Annotated in this window: 10 protein-coding genes; 8 read left to right on the top strand and 2 right to left on the bottom strand. The window is 50.4% G+C overall.

Features of this window, described 5'->3' with window-relative positions; translation table 11 throughout:
• From AB1656_27460 to AB1656_27435, 6 genes are all read left to right on the top strand, one after another.
• Positions 1-623, top strand: a 623-nt coding sequence (locus AB1656_27460) for a non-reducing end alpha-L-arabinofuranosidase family hydrolase (protein MEW6239137.1), incomplete at its 5' end; no start/stop codon positions are given.
• Between the two features lie 334 nt (positions 624-957).
• A complete protein-coding gene (locus tag AB1656_27455) occupies positions 958-3,609 on the top strand; it encodes a hypothetical protein (protein ID MEW6239136.1) in 2,652 nt (883 codons plus the stop codon).
• Positions 3,610-3,692: 83 nt separating this feature from the next.
• The gene (locus AB1656_27450) at positions 3,693-5,624 is read left to right on the top strand and encodes a formylglycine-generating enzyme family protein (protein ID MEW6239135.1); all 1,932 of its coding nucleotides are present in this window, start codon (positions 3,693-3,695) and stop codon (positions 5,622-5,624) included.
• A gap of 91 nt (positions 5,625-5,715) precedes the next feature.
• Positions 5,716-7,278 carry an aminotransferase class III-fold pyridoxal phosphate-dependent enzyme gene (locus tag AB1656_27445; protein ID MEW6239134.1) on the top strand — a complete coding sequence of 521 codons (1,563 nt, stop codon included), beginning with the start codon at positions 5,716-5,718 and terminating at the stop codon, positions 7,276-7,278.
• 355 nt (positions 7,279-7,633) lie between these two features.
• Entirely contained in the window at positions 7,634-9,136 is a 1,503-nt protein-coding gene (locus AB1656_27440) for an FGGY-family carbohydrate kinase (GenBank protein ID MEW6239133.1), read from the top strand.
• Complete coding sequence (locus AB1656_27435; protein ID MEW6239132.1) at positions 9,133-10,527, top strand: hypothetical protein; 1,395 nt, start codon at positions 9,133-9,135, stop codon at positions 10,525-10,527. Before AB1656_27440 ends, AB1656_27435 begins: the two co-directional genes overlap by 4 nt.
• Before the next feature lie 133 nt (positions 10,528-10,660).
• Here the strand turns inward: AB1656_27435 and AB1656_27430 are convergent, their stop codons facing one another.
• Both AB1656_27430 and AB1656_27425 read right to left on the bottom strand, forming a co-directional pair.
• Positions 10,661-12,913: an SUMF1/EgtB/PvdO family nonheme iron enzyme gene (locus tag AB1656_27430; protein MEW6239131.1), complete on the bottom strand. Its 2,253-nt coding sequence runs from the start codon at positions 12,911-12,913 to the stop codon at positions 10,661-10,663.
• 206 nt (positions 12,914-13,119) lie between these two features.
• Positions 13,120-14,076 carry a glucosamine-6-phosphate isomerase gene (locus tag AB1656_27425; protein MEW6239130.1) on the bottom strand — a complete coding sequence of 319 codons (957 nt, stop codon included), beginning with the start codon at positions 14,074-14,076 and terminating at the stop codon, positions 13,120-13,122.
• A 173-nt stretch (positions 14,077-14,249) separates the two neighbouring features.
• Here AB1656_27425 and AB1656_27420 point away from each other — a divergent pair, with 173 nt between their 5' ends.
• Together AB1656_27420 and AB1656_27415 are read left to right on the top strand one after the other, a co-directional pair.
• On the top strand, positions 14,250-15,272 hold the full coding sequence (locus tag AB1656_27420; GenBank protein ID MEW6239129.1) for a Gfo/Idh/MocA family oxidoreductase: 1,023 nt from the start codon (positions 14,250-14,252) through the stop codon (positions 15,270-15,272).
• A gap of 662 nt (positions 15,273-15,934) precedes the next feature.
• Positions 15,935-18,175 (top strand): sodium-translocating pyrophosphatase, encoded by a 2,241-nt coding sequence (locus tag AB1656_27415; GenBank protein ID MEW6239128.1) that lies wholly within the window; start codon positions 15,935-15,937, stop codon positions 18,173-18,175.
• Positions 18,176-18,350: the final 175 nt, after the last annotated feature.

Genomic DNA, 18,350 nt, shown 5'->3' with positions numbered 1-18,350 from the left:
TGTTACTGGCTGGCAGTTCTCTATTTGTGTCTGCGGTCGAGCCTGCCCCCCAGCCCCAGACTATTGCCCAGGCCACGGTCAGCGCAGATGCTCCCATGCCGCCCTTTGCCGCGCCGCTGAAATGGACGTCCTCGGATGTCCTAATCAAGCCGGTCTCAGACGAGACGCACAGCATCGTGTCTGTCAAAGATCCAACCGTCGTCCGGTACAACGGCTTGTGGCACATCTACGCCACTGTCTACTCAACGTCTGCCAGAACCTGGAACATGGTATATCTGAACTTCAAGGACTGGTCAGAGGCCGCCAACGCCACCAACAATGCGGAAGCGGCGCGTGCGCGCGCTTTCAACATTTGGCTGAAGACCGAGTGGCTGAACGATTATTTAGAGGCTCATCCCGGCTTGAAGAACGCCGCCGTTTTCGATTGGTTCGATATTCTGGCCTATCCGGCGGACGATCCAGCGCATCCCAACCGCCTGCGCCAGGAATACGGCGGGAACGCGGGCGATTCCCATCCCAACAGCGCCGCCAACGCCGCTTCCGCCAAAACTTTTTCCACTTTCATCGACATAAGCCAGCAGGAATGGTTGGCGGCGCCGGTGGAGCATTGGAGTTTGTATTAATCGCTCATGTTACGCAGCCTGGGATCGCAGGCATCTTGCCTGCTTGTTTAAATACTCATCCCAGAGCGGCGATTGGGCTTTATATCTTTTGCGTTTTTGAATCGCGGATATCGCGGATCCTTTTGGATTTCACGGAAAAATCTATCGCATAGCGCGATTCCTTGCGTTAATGTTTTTTTCTTTCTTTTTTTCGTGTATTTCTTTTTCTATTCGTGTTTTCGCGATTCAAACGACGATAGTAAGAGATTCCCTTTATTTCCCATTGCGCGTAACATGAGTTAATCATTACGCCGTCGCCCGGCGATCGTAAATAACGTGAATACCAGGAGCCGATATGAAGCCTAAAATTGCCGCCGTTTGGATTTTATCCTTCCTGTTCCTTTCCCCTGCCTGCAAAACTGCCATTAGCCAACCCGCCTTGCACGTTGTCGATTTTTCCAAAATTCCTTTTACCGAAATGATGGAAAATGGCAACTTGGAGACAATCAAAAACGGCCGGCTCACCGTCGTGCGGCTCTATAGCCAAGGTTTTTTGGTTCGCGAAAAAGAAGGCCGCGACGGCTCGACGGCGGCTTATTGCGAAAACGGCGACGGCTCGCGTTCGCTGGGTTTAACATGGTCTTTTACGCTTTCCCAAACCCAGCCGGAGCCGGTGCGTTTCACCGGCTGGAGCCGGGCGCAGGATGTGGAAGGCTCGCGGGATAGCAATTATTCCCTCTACATCGACATCATCTACCAGGATGGAACGCCTTCCTGGGGGCATAATGTTCCTTTCAATGCGGGGACGCATGAATGGGAACAGCAAACGCTGCTGGTTGTCCCGGAAAAGCCGATCAAGACTATTTCCTGTTACGCCTTGTTCCGCGGCCGCAAGGGGCGCGTCTGGTTTGACGATTTTTCCTTCGCCGCCGCCAAGACGCCGGAGGGCATGTTCAAATTCAACGGCCTTTCCGCGCGTTTGGGCGCATCCGCCACTGAGCCATTTCAAGGGAAGGAAATAGCGGGGGAAAATCTTAAAATAAACATCGATCCAACAAGCGCGGCGGTCTCCAACCTGGAAATAGGCAACCGGAAAGCGCCGCTGGCCGATGGACCATCGGGATTGTTAGCGCGCGACGCGGCGCAGGGATCGGATTATTTTTCTTTTCGCAATGGACGCTGCGATGCGCTGAATCTGGAATTGGATTTGGACATCCAAGGCGGAGAGAAAGCGATATTGCTGCAAGGAAAAATCCGCGATCTCACCCGTTCGCCCCGCGCGATATCGCTTATATTCGTTCTGCCCATCGACGCGGCGGCCTGGCAGTGGGGGGATCATCTGACCGGCTCGCGCCCCGTCAACAGCCGCGACGAATTCTCCGATGTCGCCAATATCGGAACCGGGACGGATGGAACCATCTCCCGCTATCCCTTCGCTCCTCTCTATAACGAAAATATGGGGCTGGGATTGGGAATCGATATGGGCAAGCCCTGCCAATGGCGTTTGGGCTACAGCGGCGGCGGGCGCTTGTTCTATATCGCCTTCGATTTGGGCTTGCATCCCGCGACGAAGAATTTCCCTTCCGAAGCGCCTTTCGCTTTCGTTCTTTACGGCTTCGATCCAGCATGGGGCTTTCGCGCGGCAGCGGATAAGTATTACCAAATATTCCCCGATCATTTTGTTGCCCGCAGCCGCGATCAGGGAATCTGGATGCCCTTCACCGACGTCAGCACCGTGCAGGGATGGAGCGATTTCGGCTTTAAGTATCATGAAGGAACCAACAACATTTCCTTCGACGACAAAAACGGCATTCTCAGTTTCCGCTACTCCGAACCCTCGACATGGTGGATGAGCATGCCCAAAGAGACGCCGCGCACCTACGATGCGGCGATGGCGATGGTTCGTCAATACGCCGAATCGTCCCAATCTTCCAACAACCGCACGATGGCGCGGGCGCTGCTCAATTCCGGCTCCTACGATGAAAATGGAAAGTTTCAAGTTCAATTCCGCGACGAACCCTGGTGCGACGGCGCCGTCTTCAGCCTCAATCCCAATCCTTATCTACCCGGCGACGCGACGGAAGCGTCCACGATGTGGAACGAGGACATCGCCGAACGGCTTTATGGAGCGGGCGCAAAAGGCGTGCAGGACGGCGAGTATCTCGATTCCCTGGAGGGCTACGTCACCGCCGATCTCGATTACCGCGAGGATCATTTCGCCGCCGTTACGGCGCCGCTGACGTTTACGATGGATTCCCGCCGCCCCGTCATTTACAAGGCGTTTCTCCAATACGAATTCACCCGCTATATCAGCGATGAGATGCATCGCCGGGGCAAGCTGCTTTTCGCCAACAGCGTTCCCAGCCGCTATACGTTTCTTTGCCCCTGGCTCGACGTGATGGGGACAGAGACGAATTGGATTCAGAATGGACAATTCGCGCCCGAATCCGCCGAGACGATGAACTACCGCCGCACGCTTTGCGCCAAGAAGCCTTATCTCTTCCTGATGAATACGGATTTTTCCAAAATGACTATGGAGATTGTGGAGAAATACTTTCAACGCTGCCTTTTTTGGGGCATGTATCCCAGCATGTTCAGCCATAACGCAGCTAACGATCCTTATTGGCAAAATCCCACGCTCTACAACCGCGACCGTCCGCTCTTCCAAAAGTATCAACCTTTAATCAAGCAAGCGGCGGAAGCGGGTTGGGAGCCTGTAACATTGGCGCGGTCGGACCGCGACGCGATCCGAGTGGAGCGCTTCGGCCCCGATTCCGAAGGAGCGGTTTATCTTACGGTCATGAATGAGGACGCCGCCGCCCGCGATTTCTCCATCGCCGGTGAAGCGAAATTGGCGGCGAAAGGAAAATGGAAAGAAATGCTTTCCGGCCAGGAAGGCGATTGGGAGAAAGGCTTAACCTCGCGCATCGAATCGAAATCGACGCAACTCTATCGGATAGTTTTCAAAACGGAAACCAGTTCGATCCAAGAAATGAATATCAGATAAGTAGGATGGGTTGCGTTTTCTGACACATCGATTCTACTAATATATAATCCTTTTATTAATCACAATCTAAGGAGACAGGGCAAATGAAAAGAATAATCGTATCTCTAATCATAATTCTAAAATGTTTTTGCGTTTATGGCGATGATTGGGATCCGGAGGATAATGATTTTACTGGTGCAACAGATTTAGGAACTCCGTCAACAGAATCGCAATTTCATGGTCCTCATGATTTTGTAGATGAGTACTCTTGGGAAATTAACGCTAATGATCGTATCGATTGGTTTAAATTATATCTAAATGCAGGAAAATTTTATGAATTTTACATCTCTAACGCAAATGTTGGTGTTTCAATGTTTTATCTAGATTTTACTACTCCAGTTCCCGTCCCCAACGATAAATATATTAATCAAAACAACAGAATTTGGTTTGCACCTAAAACAAGTCAACAATACTATATTTATGTTTACAATCTAATAAGTTCAGGAGTGAATTACCCTGATCGTTACTATAGCTTAACATACATGGAACGTACTCCACCTACGCCTACACACACACCAACATTTACACCTACTCGAACATATACTTTTACTCCAACACTTGCGAATACACCTACCCCTACCATGACTCCAACCAATACTTCATCGCCTACGCAAACCCCTAGCCATACTCCTACATTTACCCAGTTACCGACTCCAACATTCACTCCAATACAAAGATTAGAGCCTGTAATTATTTACCCATTTGATTCCCAAGATGAATTTGTGCGTATACCAGGAGGTTTTTCTGGAGATTTATATTCTGGCGGAGAGGTTAATGTCACAAATATCCCAAGCGATGAAAGTGGCGCCAGTGATGGTTACGGTTTAGAAATTTCTGTATCTCTTGGTCAGGTAGAACTTTTAATGTTTCGAAAAATTGAAGTAAATAATCCAGTATTTCTTCGTGTTTTTGTGTATGCTTCTGATGATGGGGCATCCGTAGCTCTAGCATCATTGGATGGATCTATGGATGGTTCAATCGCAACAAATATACCCGCAAACAGTGAGATGTTCACTGATAAATATCATCCATTATATCTTCTTTATAATCCAAAAGGGAATACGATAAATCCAATTATTCAAGTAGCAAATTTAAGTAACGTACAAAATACAAAAGTTTATATTGATAACCTAGAAATTTATGTTTTACCTCAAAATGCTGGAATCCCTTATGATTTATTAGATTTAATAAATCCATTAATTATCCCTCCTTCCCCCACTCCAACATTGACACCCACTCCCACATTGACACCCACTCCAACAATAACCCCAACTTCAACACCGACACAAACGTTTACCCCAACATCAACACCTACATTTAATCCATTTATAATAATTAATTTAGGAACAACACAAAAAGAAATTTTATTAGGAATGGTTTGGATCGATCAAGGATTCTATATAGGAAATACTGAGGTAACTCAAGAACAATGGCAAACTATAATGGGTAAAAATCCCTCAAAATTTGTTGGAATTCATCATCCAGTAGAACGAGTCTCCTTCAATGATTGTCAGGAATTTATAAATAAACTAAATAATTTAAAATTAGGACAATTCAGGCTACCAAATAACGCAGAATGGGAATATGCATGCAGAGCGGGTACTACAACGACATATTATTGGGGGAATGAGTCTGGTGTTTTTGCTAAAAATAATGAGCTAAAGAATCATGAGTGGTATTCTTTAAACTCTGAAGTTTTTGATTCAAATGGAAAAAATATAGGCGTAACAACGCATGATGTTGCACAAAAGGTACCTAATCCTTGGGGATTATATGATATGCTTGGAAATGTTTCAGAATGGACCCAAGAAGGATATATTAGAGGCGTATATGCTGAAGTAGGAATGATTGGTAATTCGGAAACCGCACAAAAACAATTTGCATCTTTATTTGCGTGTGATAAATATGTATTTGGCGGTTCTTTAGGTGGTGATAATACTGGATTAGGTTTTAGATTAGTAAGAAACTATCCTTAAATAAAGATTATATATTCCAGAATAATGACAATCAATATTATTAAATTAAATTAGGTTATCGTCTTGATAAAACAACAAGAAAGGAACGTCGGTGAAAAGCCGCAAAACCTCATTTCAACGCGTCAACCTAAGTTTGAAGGATATATTGGGAAAAGAATACATCAACGCCGTCTGCACAGCGCGGGCGTTTCTTTCCGGTGAGGATAAAAATACTCTGCAAGAGATTGCTTCTGAGAAAGTAGAATTCTATCCAAAGGCTTTCCAACAACGGTTGCTGAGCTTACTGCCTAATGTCGGGAAAAACTGCGTTCCGGCGTTAAAGGCGTCGCCGCGCGGCGCAACGACAGGCGAATTTATCGTTCATACGAACACGAATCAGGCGCCGCTTAGCGGCTTGGGTTATTACCGGCTGGGCGAAGACGGTCGGCTATTTCTTACCTCCAAGAGCGAACACTATCACGTCTCGCTTGGCCACGGCTTCCCCGGCTACCAACTCGTCGAGCGCGCTCGCAGGCTGGGAATTCCTAATGCGACCCATAATAACACGCGGGGGTTCGTCACGCGGCTCTTGGAAGAAGAACTAACGCGCACAGCGGCGGGAATCGCTCGCGGCGATAGGCCGGCGCTGGACCGGTTGCTCGATGCGAAAGGAAAAAAGGTCCTCAACCGCGTTCTCAATCTGGAGACGGGAAGTTTAGCGGCGGAAGCGGCGATCAAAATGATCTTGGCGCGATTTTATCGACCACAGCCCAATTCGCCCAGTCCCCCTTATCAAGGATGCATTCCCGTCATCGTTGTCATCGGCGCCGACGAAGGCGGGCTGCAAGCTAATTACCACGGCACGACGATCGTCGCGCAGATTCTGCGGGATATGTGGCCGGATTTGCAGCAAGGCATGGAGCGGGGAAATTTAATGCTCGCGCGCGGAGTGCGGGCTAATTGTTTCGAGGATTTAGTATCGCTCTTTACGCAATACGAAAATGCGCCATATAAAATCGCGGGCTTCTTTCTCGAATTCGTATTGATGAATTACGGCGCCAAACGGTTGACGGAAGCCTTCGTCAAGCTCCTCTTCACCCTCTGCAAAAAGCATGACATCCCCGTCGTCGTTGATGAAATTCAAACCTGCGTTTGGAGTCCCGAATTATTCATGTTTCGCGAATACGGCGTTCAGCCGGACATCGCCGTCGTGGGCAAGGGTTTTCCCGGCGGGGAATACGCAGCGTCGCGCATCCTCTTTACATCGGCGCTGGATACGCTGCCCCAATTCGGCGCGCTGGTCACCAACGGCCAGGAGGAATTGGCGTCGTTGGCCTATCTTGTTACCATCCGCTGGGCGGAAACCAACGCGGAAACGACGCGCGCCGTGGGCGAATATTACGAAGAACGTTTGAAAGAAATGGCGCCGAAATATCCCCAACTCATCGCTTCCATCGAAGGCCGCCGCCACCTCGCAGGAATTTTCTTTCATGATTTGGCCGCGGGAAAAAAATTCGTTCAACATCTGAACGCGGCGGGATTGGACATCAGCGTCCAGACGTATAAAGAAGGCTGCCCGCCCAGCGCTTTGACGAAACTGCCCATCACAGCGGGCTATGAAATCGTGGATGCCGTTATCGAACGCATGGACGAAGCGCTGAGAGCTTCAGAATAGGAGAATGGCGTACTACGCTTCATTTTAAAGTCCGCTCTCCGTATCTTAATAACTCATGTTACGCAGCCTGGGAGCGCGAGCGTCTCGCCCGCAGATAGGAGCAACCGATCCAACGCAGCGCTTGGGTTTTATTTTCCGTTGCGTTTTCGAATCACGGATATCACGGATTTTTTGGGATTTCACGGAAGAATTCTTTTTATGGCGTGATCCAAATGCTTATTTGATTTTATGATTTTTTTTTGTGTTTTTCTTTATTCCTTCGCGTTTTCGTGATTCAATCGACGATCCCAATATCGCCTTAAAGTTTTTCTTCGCGCGTAACATGAGTTAATAACAATATAGAAAAAGAACGACTATGAGAAGCGATCCTATCGTACTCGGAATCGATTTCGGCACTACGGAATTGAAGGTCAGCGCTTTTGAACCGGCTTCCGGAAGAAAATTGCGCCAAGAAGCGCGGCGGCTGCCCGTGCGCGCTTTGCCTCATGGCGGGCGGGAGCAAAATTTAATCGCCGTGGATAAAGCGTTCCAAGAGTGCGTCGACGCTTTGCGCCAGCAATTTGGCAAGGCTTGGGGACGGCTGGCGGGCGTGGGACTGGCGGCGCAAGGCGGCAGTTCGATCGTCGCAGTTCGAACCACGGGACGACCGCTTACACCCATGATTCTTTGGAACGACGGCCGGACGCAGGCTTACTCCACCCGGTTGGGAGAGCAATTTGACCGCCAATTCTGGCGTAAATTCTCCCTTTTCGACGTCCCGCCTCATGGTTTGGCGCGTTTGCTGTGGATGAAGGAAACGCATCCGGATTATTTCCAGGAAAAGTATATCCATATCGGTGCGGGAGAATATCTCTTTTTCCGTTTGACCGGCGTCTGGCGGCAAGACCCAGGCAACGCCATCCAGATGGGTTCCTATAACGCCGTCAATAAACAGTTGGACTCCGCCCTGTTCGATTCGATCGGCGTTCCGTTGTCTTTCGTGGCTCCCTTGCGCCAAGGCCATGAAACCGCTCCTTTATCCGAGGCGGGAGCGCAGCGGCTGGGGACGGAGGAAGGGATTCCCGTCGCCGGGCCTTATATCGACCAAGAAGCGGGGTATATGTCCGCCGCTGGCGTGAACAGCCGGCCGCTGCAATGCTCGCTGGGCACGGCGTGGGTGGGCAATTTCGTTTTGCCGGATAAAACCGGCGGAACATCGCCATTTCAACTGGTCTTGCCTTCGCCTATAGATGAAGGGCGGCTAGTGGTGCAGCCGCTGCTGACCGGCAACGCGGTTTGGGAATGGGGCTTGCAGCGTTTCATCGACTCGAATCGGGAAAAGGCGCTGGAGATAGCGAAAAAAACGTTCGAGCAATTCCTGCTGCCGCCGGAGGGTTTGACGGCGCTGCCGTGGTTTTCGCAATCCAATCCGCTCCAACAGCAAGTCTATGGCGGGGGCGCTTTCTTCGGCCTAAGCGACCAAGCGAAAGCGGCCGATTGCCTGCGCGCCTTGGCGGCGGCTATGACCTTCGAACTGGCGCGAGTCTTCGACGCCGTAATCCATTCCGGCGTAGTGGACTGCGCTGTACTCGGCGGCGGCGCCAGCAAGGGGCCGTTTTTCCGCCGCTTGATCGCCGCCTTGTTCGCACCGCTTCCCGTCTATTGGCAAACCGACGAAAACCTCGCCGCGGCGCGTGGCGCAATATACCCCTTTTGTCCCAAAACCGCCAAGAGCCACGCCAGGCAAGTTGATCCGCCCAACCAGACAACCATGGACGCCACCCATCGGCAATACCAACAATATCTTGCTCTCTTCGAAAAGTACTATCAATCGGTTCCCGCGGGGGGAGCCTTTCGATTTACTGGAAGAAAGAAATGAACCGACGGCCTAAAATAGGACTGCTGCCTCTTTATCTAAAACTCTACGACGAAACCATGCCCGAATTGCGCCGGGAATTTCAACCTTTTTTGGATGAGATCGCCGTCCAATTCTTCGAAAAGGGCGTTGACGCGATCCGCGCCGAAGTCTGCCGCCTCGAACCGGAATTCCATGCGGCGGTTCAACGCTTCGAGCAGGAAGACGCCGATCTCATCGTCGCCTTGCATCTAGCCTACTCCCCTTCCCTGGAATCCGCCGCAGCCCTGGCCGCAACGCCGCTGCCGATTTTGCTCCTGGACGTTACGATGGATTACAGTTTCGGGCCGGACGTCGATCCCGCCCGCATCATGTTCAACCACGGCATCCACGGCGTGCAGGATTTAGCCTGTATGCTGCGGCGCAAGGGCAAACCATTCGAAATAATCGCCGGGCATTACCGGCAATCCAACGCCCTCGCTCGCGCCGCCGATTGCGCCCGCGCCGCTTTTGGAGCAAAGCGCCTGCGGCAAACGAAAGCGCTGCGCATCGGAGAAAGTTTTCACGGCATGGGCGATTTCGCCGTCGCCGATTCGACTCTTAAAGAAATATTAGGAATAATGGTGGACGAAGTATCGCCAAAAGTTCTCATTGAAGAAATCAATAAAATTGATAACGACGCCATTGATGAAGAAATGCGCCTCGACCGCGAACAATTCTCTGTAGAAGCGCCCGAAGAGACGCATCGGCGTTCGGTTCGCCTCGGATTGGCTCTGCGCCATTATTTAGAGAAAAACCACTATACCGCCTTCAGCCAAAACTTTCTCGCGTTCGATTCCAACGAAGGCCCCATCGATACTGTCCCATTCCTTGAAGCGTCCAAAGCCATGGCGCGCGGCGTAGGCTACGCAGGCGAAGGAGACGTATTGACGGCGGCGCTCGTAGGAGCGCTGCAATGCGCTTTCGGCAAGACGACCTTCACGGAAATTTTCTGCCCGGATTGGAAAGGCGGATCGCTTTTCCTTTCCCACATGGGCGAGATCAATCCCGAAACGGCGGCGCAGAAGCCGCGCTTGATCGAGAAGGATTTCCCCTGGACCGGCGCGCGCAATCCCGCCGTCATAACCTGCGCCCCGGCGCCGGGACCCGCCGTCCTCGTCAATCTCGCCCCCGGCCCGCAGGATTCCTTCCGCCTAATTCTGGCGTCGGTGGAAGTCTTAGGCGACGCCCTCAATACCGCCCTGCGCGATTCCATACGCGGATGGATCAAGCCCTCCCCCCCGCTGGAACATTTTCTCGAAGCCTATTCGCGCAACGGCGGAACCCATCACAGCGCGTTGGTACTCGGCGAACGCGCCGAAGCCTTAAACACCTTCGCCGCTTTTGCGGGGGTAGAGGTGGTGAGAATTGAATGACAATTACATCAAAGCAGGACTTCTTCCCGGCGGATATTCCGCAATAGGGGGCCTTGCTTATTGGCGTAGGTTTCTGAGTCCATAAATAAACAGGAGATGACAACATCGTTTTCCAACCGGTTTTGTTTTTACATTAGGGATAATCCCGCACCAATCGTAAACCGACTTCAAAAGCCGCTTGCGTATCGTTATCTTGATCGATATACGATCGCGCGGAACATCGGCTGTTTATATAATATAAACCGGAGTGCCCGCCGCGGGCGACGCGATGGTTGGGGATAGAGGGTTCTGATGGACCTTGTGGATCGATCGCGTCATGATATTCATACGTGTCGATATACCAATCGCTGCACCATTCTTTTACAGAACCAACCGTGTCGTATATCCCCCACGGATTGGGAAGGCTTTCTCCAACTGGATAACTAATTAGTACTATAGGTTGTAGACCGTATTGCAATAGCGTATATTGATGGCTGTAGTCGTCAGCTAAATCGCCCCAAAAGTAAGTAGTATTCGTTCCCGCTCGCGCAACATATTCCCATTCTGCTTCTGTTGGCATGCGAAATGTACCCAACCCCATTGTGTTAAGTTTCTGGATCATTTGTTGGCATTGATTCCAAGACATGCCTCGTGCAGGATAGTTTAGGTTATAAACATACGCTTTATATTTACCCATGATGGAAAACCACTGTTCCTGCGTAAGTTCATATTTCCCGATATAAAAATCCTTGGAAATCGTAATCTCTCGAACAGGAAGTTCTTCCTTCGCTCGATAGGGATCTTGCGGTCTACCGCCGAGTTGAAACGTCCCCACTGGAATGCGTACCATCTCCAGTTTGAGAGAATCATTGGGAAAATTCGGCAGTTCGATAGTAATCTCTTCCAAGGCGGGTTTGGGAGTTGGCGTGGGCGTTACGAACTCATCTGGAATTTTAACCAACCGAATCCCGTAGGAATAGCGGTAGCGATTCGTTGCGTCTCCAGGATATTCATTGGTTACTCGATATCGCGAAGCGATGCGAAAATCGCGATCTCTCGATTGTCGATCCGCCCCACGCGTTGCTGGCGTGTTAATATAAAGAGAGTCAATTTTGTTGTCGATGGAATTCGATAAACATGGATCGTAACAATTCCAGCAAATTTCGGTTAAAATTCCTTGCATATCAAATAAGCCGAAATAATTCGGCATTTTCAGGCCGACATTTGGAGAATTGTAAACATCATAGTTAGCCCAAGAGTATTGGTTGCGTTTATCTTCCTGAAATTCTTCTCCCCAATAGTAGGCAGTATGGACTCCAGCGCGATAAGCGAATTCCCATTCCGCTTCCGTGGGAAGACGAAATGAGCCGATTTGCAGTCGATTCAAATATTCTATAAACAGTAAATTGTTTTGCCATGACGATATTCCATAAGGAGTAGATTGACGATAAGATTCCTTTTTGTTCATAATAGTAAAATACTGAGCGCGTGTTAGTTTGTAACGTGATAGATAATAATCTTGATTGATCGTATATTCAAACTGAGGTCCTTCGTCAGAATTTCGGTTCGGCTCGATTTCGGGGCTGCCGAACATAAAGGAGCCTGCTTTTACGCGGATAAAATCGAGCGGGATTTCGCTTTCATCAAGGTTGGGAAGATCGACGCGGTAAATATCTTGCGGCGTATATATATTCCAAAGACCGTAAAGCCGCCGGTTGTGCTTAATATTTTTTGCTACGCCGATAATAAAGAAACGATAGCATTTTTCTAATTGTGGGCCATTCTGATATTTAGCAGCGGTATGGAAAAGCGGCGTTGACGTCCACCAGAAATAGGGGATGTCTCCACTTCCTGTCGATCCCAAAAAAGTGTAGTTTTCGGGAAGCGTATCGCTTACAAAAATATGATAATCGACGACGTCGTTGAATTCGTACATAAAATCCCATGATAACATAATTCCGGAAATCGATTTCTCATCCTCCGTGAGGACGAATGGCGTGGGAATGTTGCCTGTTAGCAAATCATGATGGACTATCATTCTGTTGCGCGGCGCTTTTAACACGGGTGGAGAATTGAAAGAAATTGCAGAAAATCCCGTTCGATTGAAACCGACGTATGATGATTGTCGAATCTTGTCATTTTCATCGATTGGCGGCGCATTGCGTATAAGGATAAATTGGTATGTATCGCCGAATTGAGGTCCGGCATTGAATGAGGGCGCATCGGGCGTTGCGCCTTCTTTCCATGTGAACATACGGGAATCGGGAGATGTGCGCGCAAGAAACTGATAACCATACCAGTTCCGTCGAACAAAGATATCCCAGCATTTGGCGTCGAGGGTTTCTCCTTCCCAGGCGATGGTGAGTGCGCGGTCGCCGGGAGCGTCGAAATCCGTTTGTCCTGTCAAATCAACGCTCGATTCCGGTGAATCGTAAACATTTACGTTTTGTGAGTGAGCAGTAGATGTAGGTAATGTGAAAAGAAAAAAAAGAATTATGATATAGTGCATGGTGGAGTCCTTGAAGTGGATATTGCGAAATGCTAAACTTTGCATCAAATAATTATTTACTTAATGTTCACATTAAATCCTTTAACTAAAATCCAATATTCGTCTCAATGGCAATCCGCCATCAGTGGTCCCGCCAGTTCCTTCAGGAAGAACAGTTTCCCCGGCAGGGTGGGCATGTAGGTGGACGGCAGCCAGATGTCAGGGCAGTAGCGCAGGGTGATCCAGAGGCTAGGGCCTTGCCACTGCATGCCATTGCCGAAAGCGCCGTCGCAGCCGCCGATGATCTTGTCCGCTTGCAGGAACAGGCCGGGGCCGATGGTGTTGGCGAAACAGGGGATCAGAGTATAGCGTCCGCGGAAACTGGTGATGGCGTTCTGCTCGATAGTGAGCGGATGCAGTTTGGCGCCCAGGCGATGGGTTTGCTGTTTCCATTCCTCCTCGGTGAATTCTTCGGCGAAGTGCGGCTCCCAAAAGGCGATATGGCAGACGCGGCCAATGCCGAAGACGACAGCGAGTCCGGCGCCCTCTTGGCGCAGTTTTCCGATGCGGTCGGCGTAAGTAGGCAGCTGTTTCTTCGTGGCGAAATGGCGCTGCTTTTTAGGAACGCTCATGGCGCCTAGCGGGCCGTAAAAGGCGTTCTCCATAGCGTCCTGGAAAGAACCAGGCGCGTTGGGCGGCGTGGTGTTGCCTTGAGCGTCGGCCCATTCGTCCATGTTGAAGCCGTAAACGTGATCGCATTTGATCTTCCATTCCTTCAGAAAATAGACCGCCCATTTATACATGCCCATAGGACCAACAGGCAGGATGATCGCCAGTTTCTTTCCCTGCTCTTTGTAAGAACGAATCGTTTGGGCGATTTCGAATCCCATCTTGGCGTCGAATTCTCCCATCGCCTCGCATTGAACCGGCTCAAAATCTTTGTTCCACCAAGGCTGCCGTTTTAGGATATCCTCCGGTGGATAAGAGCAACATCTGTCGATCTTTTCCAGGTTCCATCCTTTAGGGTAAAACGATTCCAACAGCGAGCCTTTCAACGTCGTCAACATGGTAATATCCGCCATTTTTTTCCGCCTCCTTTGGATTTTTCACCATCCTACCACAAGAAGGCTTCCTAAATAAAGCAACCTAGGCGCAAATTTCATTCCCTCCCGCCTCTGGCCGAAATGGCTTTTTTTTGGCAGAATGGATTGCGGATTGTAAGAATATTCATGGCGATCTATCGAGGAGAAGAATCATGGCGAAATATCGAGCGGCGTTAATCGGCTGCGGCTGGGTATCCGGCGAGCATATTCGAGCGTACAAGAACAATCCCCTCACGGAGGTTGTCGCCCTGGCTTCGCTGACGAAGGACGAAGCGCAAGCCAAAGCGGACGAATGCGGTCTGTCCGTTCCCTGCTACGATTCGCTGGACGAGATGCTGGAGAAGGAGAAGCCGCATATTCTTTCTGTCGCCTCCCGCCCCGATTTTCACGTCGAACACGCCATAAAGGCGGCGGAAAAGGGAATCCATCTGGTTTTGGAAAAACCGATTGCGCTGAACTTGGACGAATTGCGGCGGCTGACGGAATGCGTCGCCAAGCATCGAACCCAATCCATCGTCAGTTTCGTCTTGCGCTGGAATCCGCTCTTCACTATCCTACGGGCGCTTTTGGACGATGGCGCCGTGGGCGATCTCTTCTACGGCGAGGTCGATTATTACCACGGCATCGGCCCCTGGTACGGGCAATATTCCTGGAATATCACCAAAAAAGCAGGAGGAAACTCGATGCTGTCGGCGGGGTGCCACGCCGTGGACGCGCTGGTTTGGTTCATGGGCGCCCGCGTCAAAGAGGTGCACGCCTTCTCCACCCGCTCCAACGGAGAAGCCTTCAAGCCCTACGAATACGATCCTACGATTACGGCGCTGCTTAAATTCGAAAACGGCAAAGTAGGAAAAACGGCCAGCTGCATCGAATGCCGCTCGCCCTACATGTTCCCCATCCGCCTCTTTGGAACCAAGGGAACCATCAAGGACAACAACCTTTTTTCCGAAAAACTGCCGGGACAGACGGGATTCGCCAATATTCCTACGATTCTTCCCGACAGCGGCGACGTAACGCATCATCCCTTCCAAGGAGAGATCGACCATTTCGCCGCTTCGCTGGAAGCAGGCAAGAAAACCTGCGTCCCCATCGAATACGCGGCGCATATCATGGAAATCTGCTTCGCGGCGGAAGAATCGGCCAATACGGGAAGAACGGTTACTCTTCCATTATGAAAGGGTAACTTAATAAATTGGGATTGCCGATATTAACATAAGTCTTGACGAACGTGCATATTAAGATATGCTTTTCTCAAGAAATGCACAAGAGAATCTGTGTGTATCTTACAAAACCTTTGTACACAAACGATTCCGAATTCAAAAACTCCTGCACCCACACCGTTAAAACGGCGGTTTATTAAAATTTGCCCCTTTAAAAGGGGCATTTGATAATAGCTCAGCCTTTTTAAGGCTGGATTTTCCTCACGGCAGCAAAGGTTTTTCAGCAAACCCTAAATAGTCTCGCCATTGGAAAACGCGATGAATCGCCGGGATCGTTAGGATTGTATTTTTTGCGAATCCTGCGTTTACGCACCTACGGATTCCAGGGAAAAAAAGTATAATTACGCCAATATCCACATAACAATAGCCTGTAAGACCGAGGAACATTCCTTTCCATCTCTATTTCAAAATGACAATTCTTAGAGATTAAGGATTGGTGTCGAATTCCGCGTGAGTATTGGCGTAGAATAACTAGATTATTCCATTGTTAGAGAACTTGCCGGATCATTGGCTGGAAAAATAACCGGGGATTGCATCGTCGTTGTATGTTTTTTTATGAATTCGCGTAGAAAATTGACTTGCAGTAATATAAATCGAACGAAAGGGATAGGAGCAGCATGTTAACATTCTTATTACTGGCCATTGTCATCGCAATTAGTATTTTCGGGCTTTGGTTCGCGTATTATCTTTCCCAGTGGATTCTGGGAAAGAGTACGGGCAGCGAGGAGATGCAGAAAATCTCCAACGCGATCAAAGAGGGCGCGGAAGCGTTTTTACGCCGTCAAAATAGGACTATTGCGATTTTGTCGGTAGTCGTAGCGGCGATTATCTTTATCGCTTATGGTTTTATCCGCACCCACAAAGATTTCGATCCGGTGGAAACCTCTTTCTCTTTAGCTTTTTGGATCGGGTTTTCGTTCATTCTGGGCGCATTGTGCTCCATGATCGCCGGTTATGTGGGCATGTGGGTTTCGATCCGCAGCAACATCCGCACGGCGCACGCCGCTCTGAATAGTCTCAATGACGCCTTGCAGATTGCCTTGCGCGGCGGCGCGGTTTCCGGTCTGCTGGTGGTAGCCATGAGCCTATTGGGCGTTTCCGGTTTGTATGCGCTCGTCAGTTTGACCACCAACGTCGATCCGACTCGCATCCCCTTGCTGATCGTCGGGTATGGATTCGGCGCTTCGTTCGTGGCGCTATTCGCCCAGTTGGGCGGCGGAATCTACACCAAGGCGGCCGACGTGGGCGCCGACCTGGTCGGTAAAGTGGAAGCCGGAATTCCCGAAGATGATCCCCGCAATCCTGCAGTTATCGCGGACCTGGTCGGCGATAATGTCGGCGACTGCGCGGGCCGTGGCGCGGACTTGTTCGAATCCACCGCCGCCGAAAATATCGGCGCGATGATCCTCGGCGCCACCCTGGCGACCGTTTCCCAGAAATCGGGCGTCGAATTCTCGATGGGCGTTATCGGCGTGATGATGTTCCCCCTGGTAGCCCGTTCCTTTGGAATCCTGGCCTCCATCGTCGGCATTATGCTGGTGAAATTGGACAAAGAAGAGAAAATGGATCCTATGGCCGCTTTGAACCGCGGTTATTACATCGCCGTGGGTTTGGCGATGGTGGGATTTTTAATCGCGACCCGTTGGTTGCTCCATACGGACGCCGCTCCCAACGCCTGGTGGCATTTCTTCCTATGCGGCATCGTAGGCGTCGCGACCTCCGTGTTGTTCGTTTACATCACCCAGTACTACACCGAATATAAATACCGTCCGGTGCAAACCATCGCCGAACAATCCAAAACCGGCCCCGCCACCAACATCATCGCCGGAATGGCTGTGGGTCTCGAATGCACCGCCGCTCCGACCATCGTGATGATCGGCGCGTTGCTTTCCTCTTATTATTTGGGTAAGTCCAGCGGCTTGGAACACGCCGGTCTTTTCGGCACCGCCGTGGCGACCATGGGCATGTTGGCGACCGCCGCTTACATCCTGGCGATGGACACCTTCGGGCCGATCACCGACAACGCGGGCGGCATCGTGGAAATGAGCCAGCAGCCGGAAGAAATTCGTCAGAAGACCGACCGGTTGGACGCCGTGGGCAATACTACCAAGGCATTGACCAAGGGATACGCGATCGGTTCCGCCGGTTTGGCCGCCTACTTGCTTTTCCAGGCTTACATGGACGAAGTCATTCAATACGCAGGGAAGAGCGACGGCTTCCATTTCACCGTCGATCTCTCCAAGCCCGAAGTATTCTGCGGCGCGTTCTTCGGCATCATGCTGGTCTTCCTGTTCTCCTCTATGGCGATTCGCGCGGTAGGCAAGACGGCTCAGTCGATCATTGAAGAAGTTCGCCGTCAATACGCCAAACTGCCTCGCGAAAACGATATCATTCTGTTCCCCAAAGACTTCACCCCCGATTACAGCTCCTGCGTTGATATCGTAACCAAGTCCGCCTTGAAGAGAATGGTAGCCCCTGGTTTGCTGCCCATTCTCGGCCCAGTGGCGATTGGCTTGCTTTTCCGCGTATTCATCACCCCAGGCCAGGAATTGATCGCGGCGGAAGCGGTCGCCGGTCTGTTAATGGTAGGAACCATTGGCGGCATTCTCATGGCTCTCTTCCTGAATAACTCCGGCGGCGCATGGGATAACGCCAAAAAATACATCGAAGCCGGAGCACACGGCGGCAAGTATCTGATCGGACCGGATGGCAAGAAGACCAAGAACCCGGTGCACGGCGCAGCCGTTGTCGGCGATACGGTCGGCGATCCGTTTAAGGATACCGCGGGACCCTCGCTGCATGTTTTGGTAAAGTTGCTTTCCACCATCACTCTCGTGCTCGCTCCGTTGTTCCTGTAAAAAGACGCAGATCCATACTGTCTGATTGTAAAGAAAAGGCTCCTGCATTCCGCTAGCGTGAGTTTATTATATATCCTGTTGACCTCTTCACATAACTTGAATTATAAGAGCAAATTAGATAGAGTTGGAGGTGTATACACTGAGCCCTTGGAATTGCGGTCGAGTCAGATGAGTC

The organism is Candidatus Omnitrophota bacterium, from assembly GCA_040755155.1.
Lineage (GTDB): Bacteria > Hinthialibacterota > Hinthialibacteria > Hinthialibacterales > Hinthialibacteraceae > JBFMBP01.
This window is presented reverse-complemented; position numbering and strand designations above follow the sequence as displayed.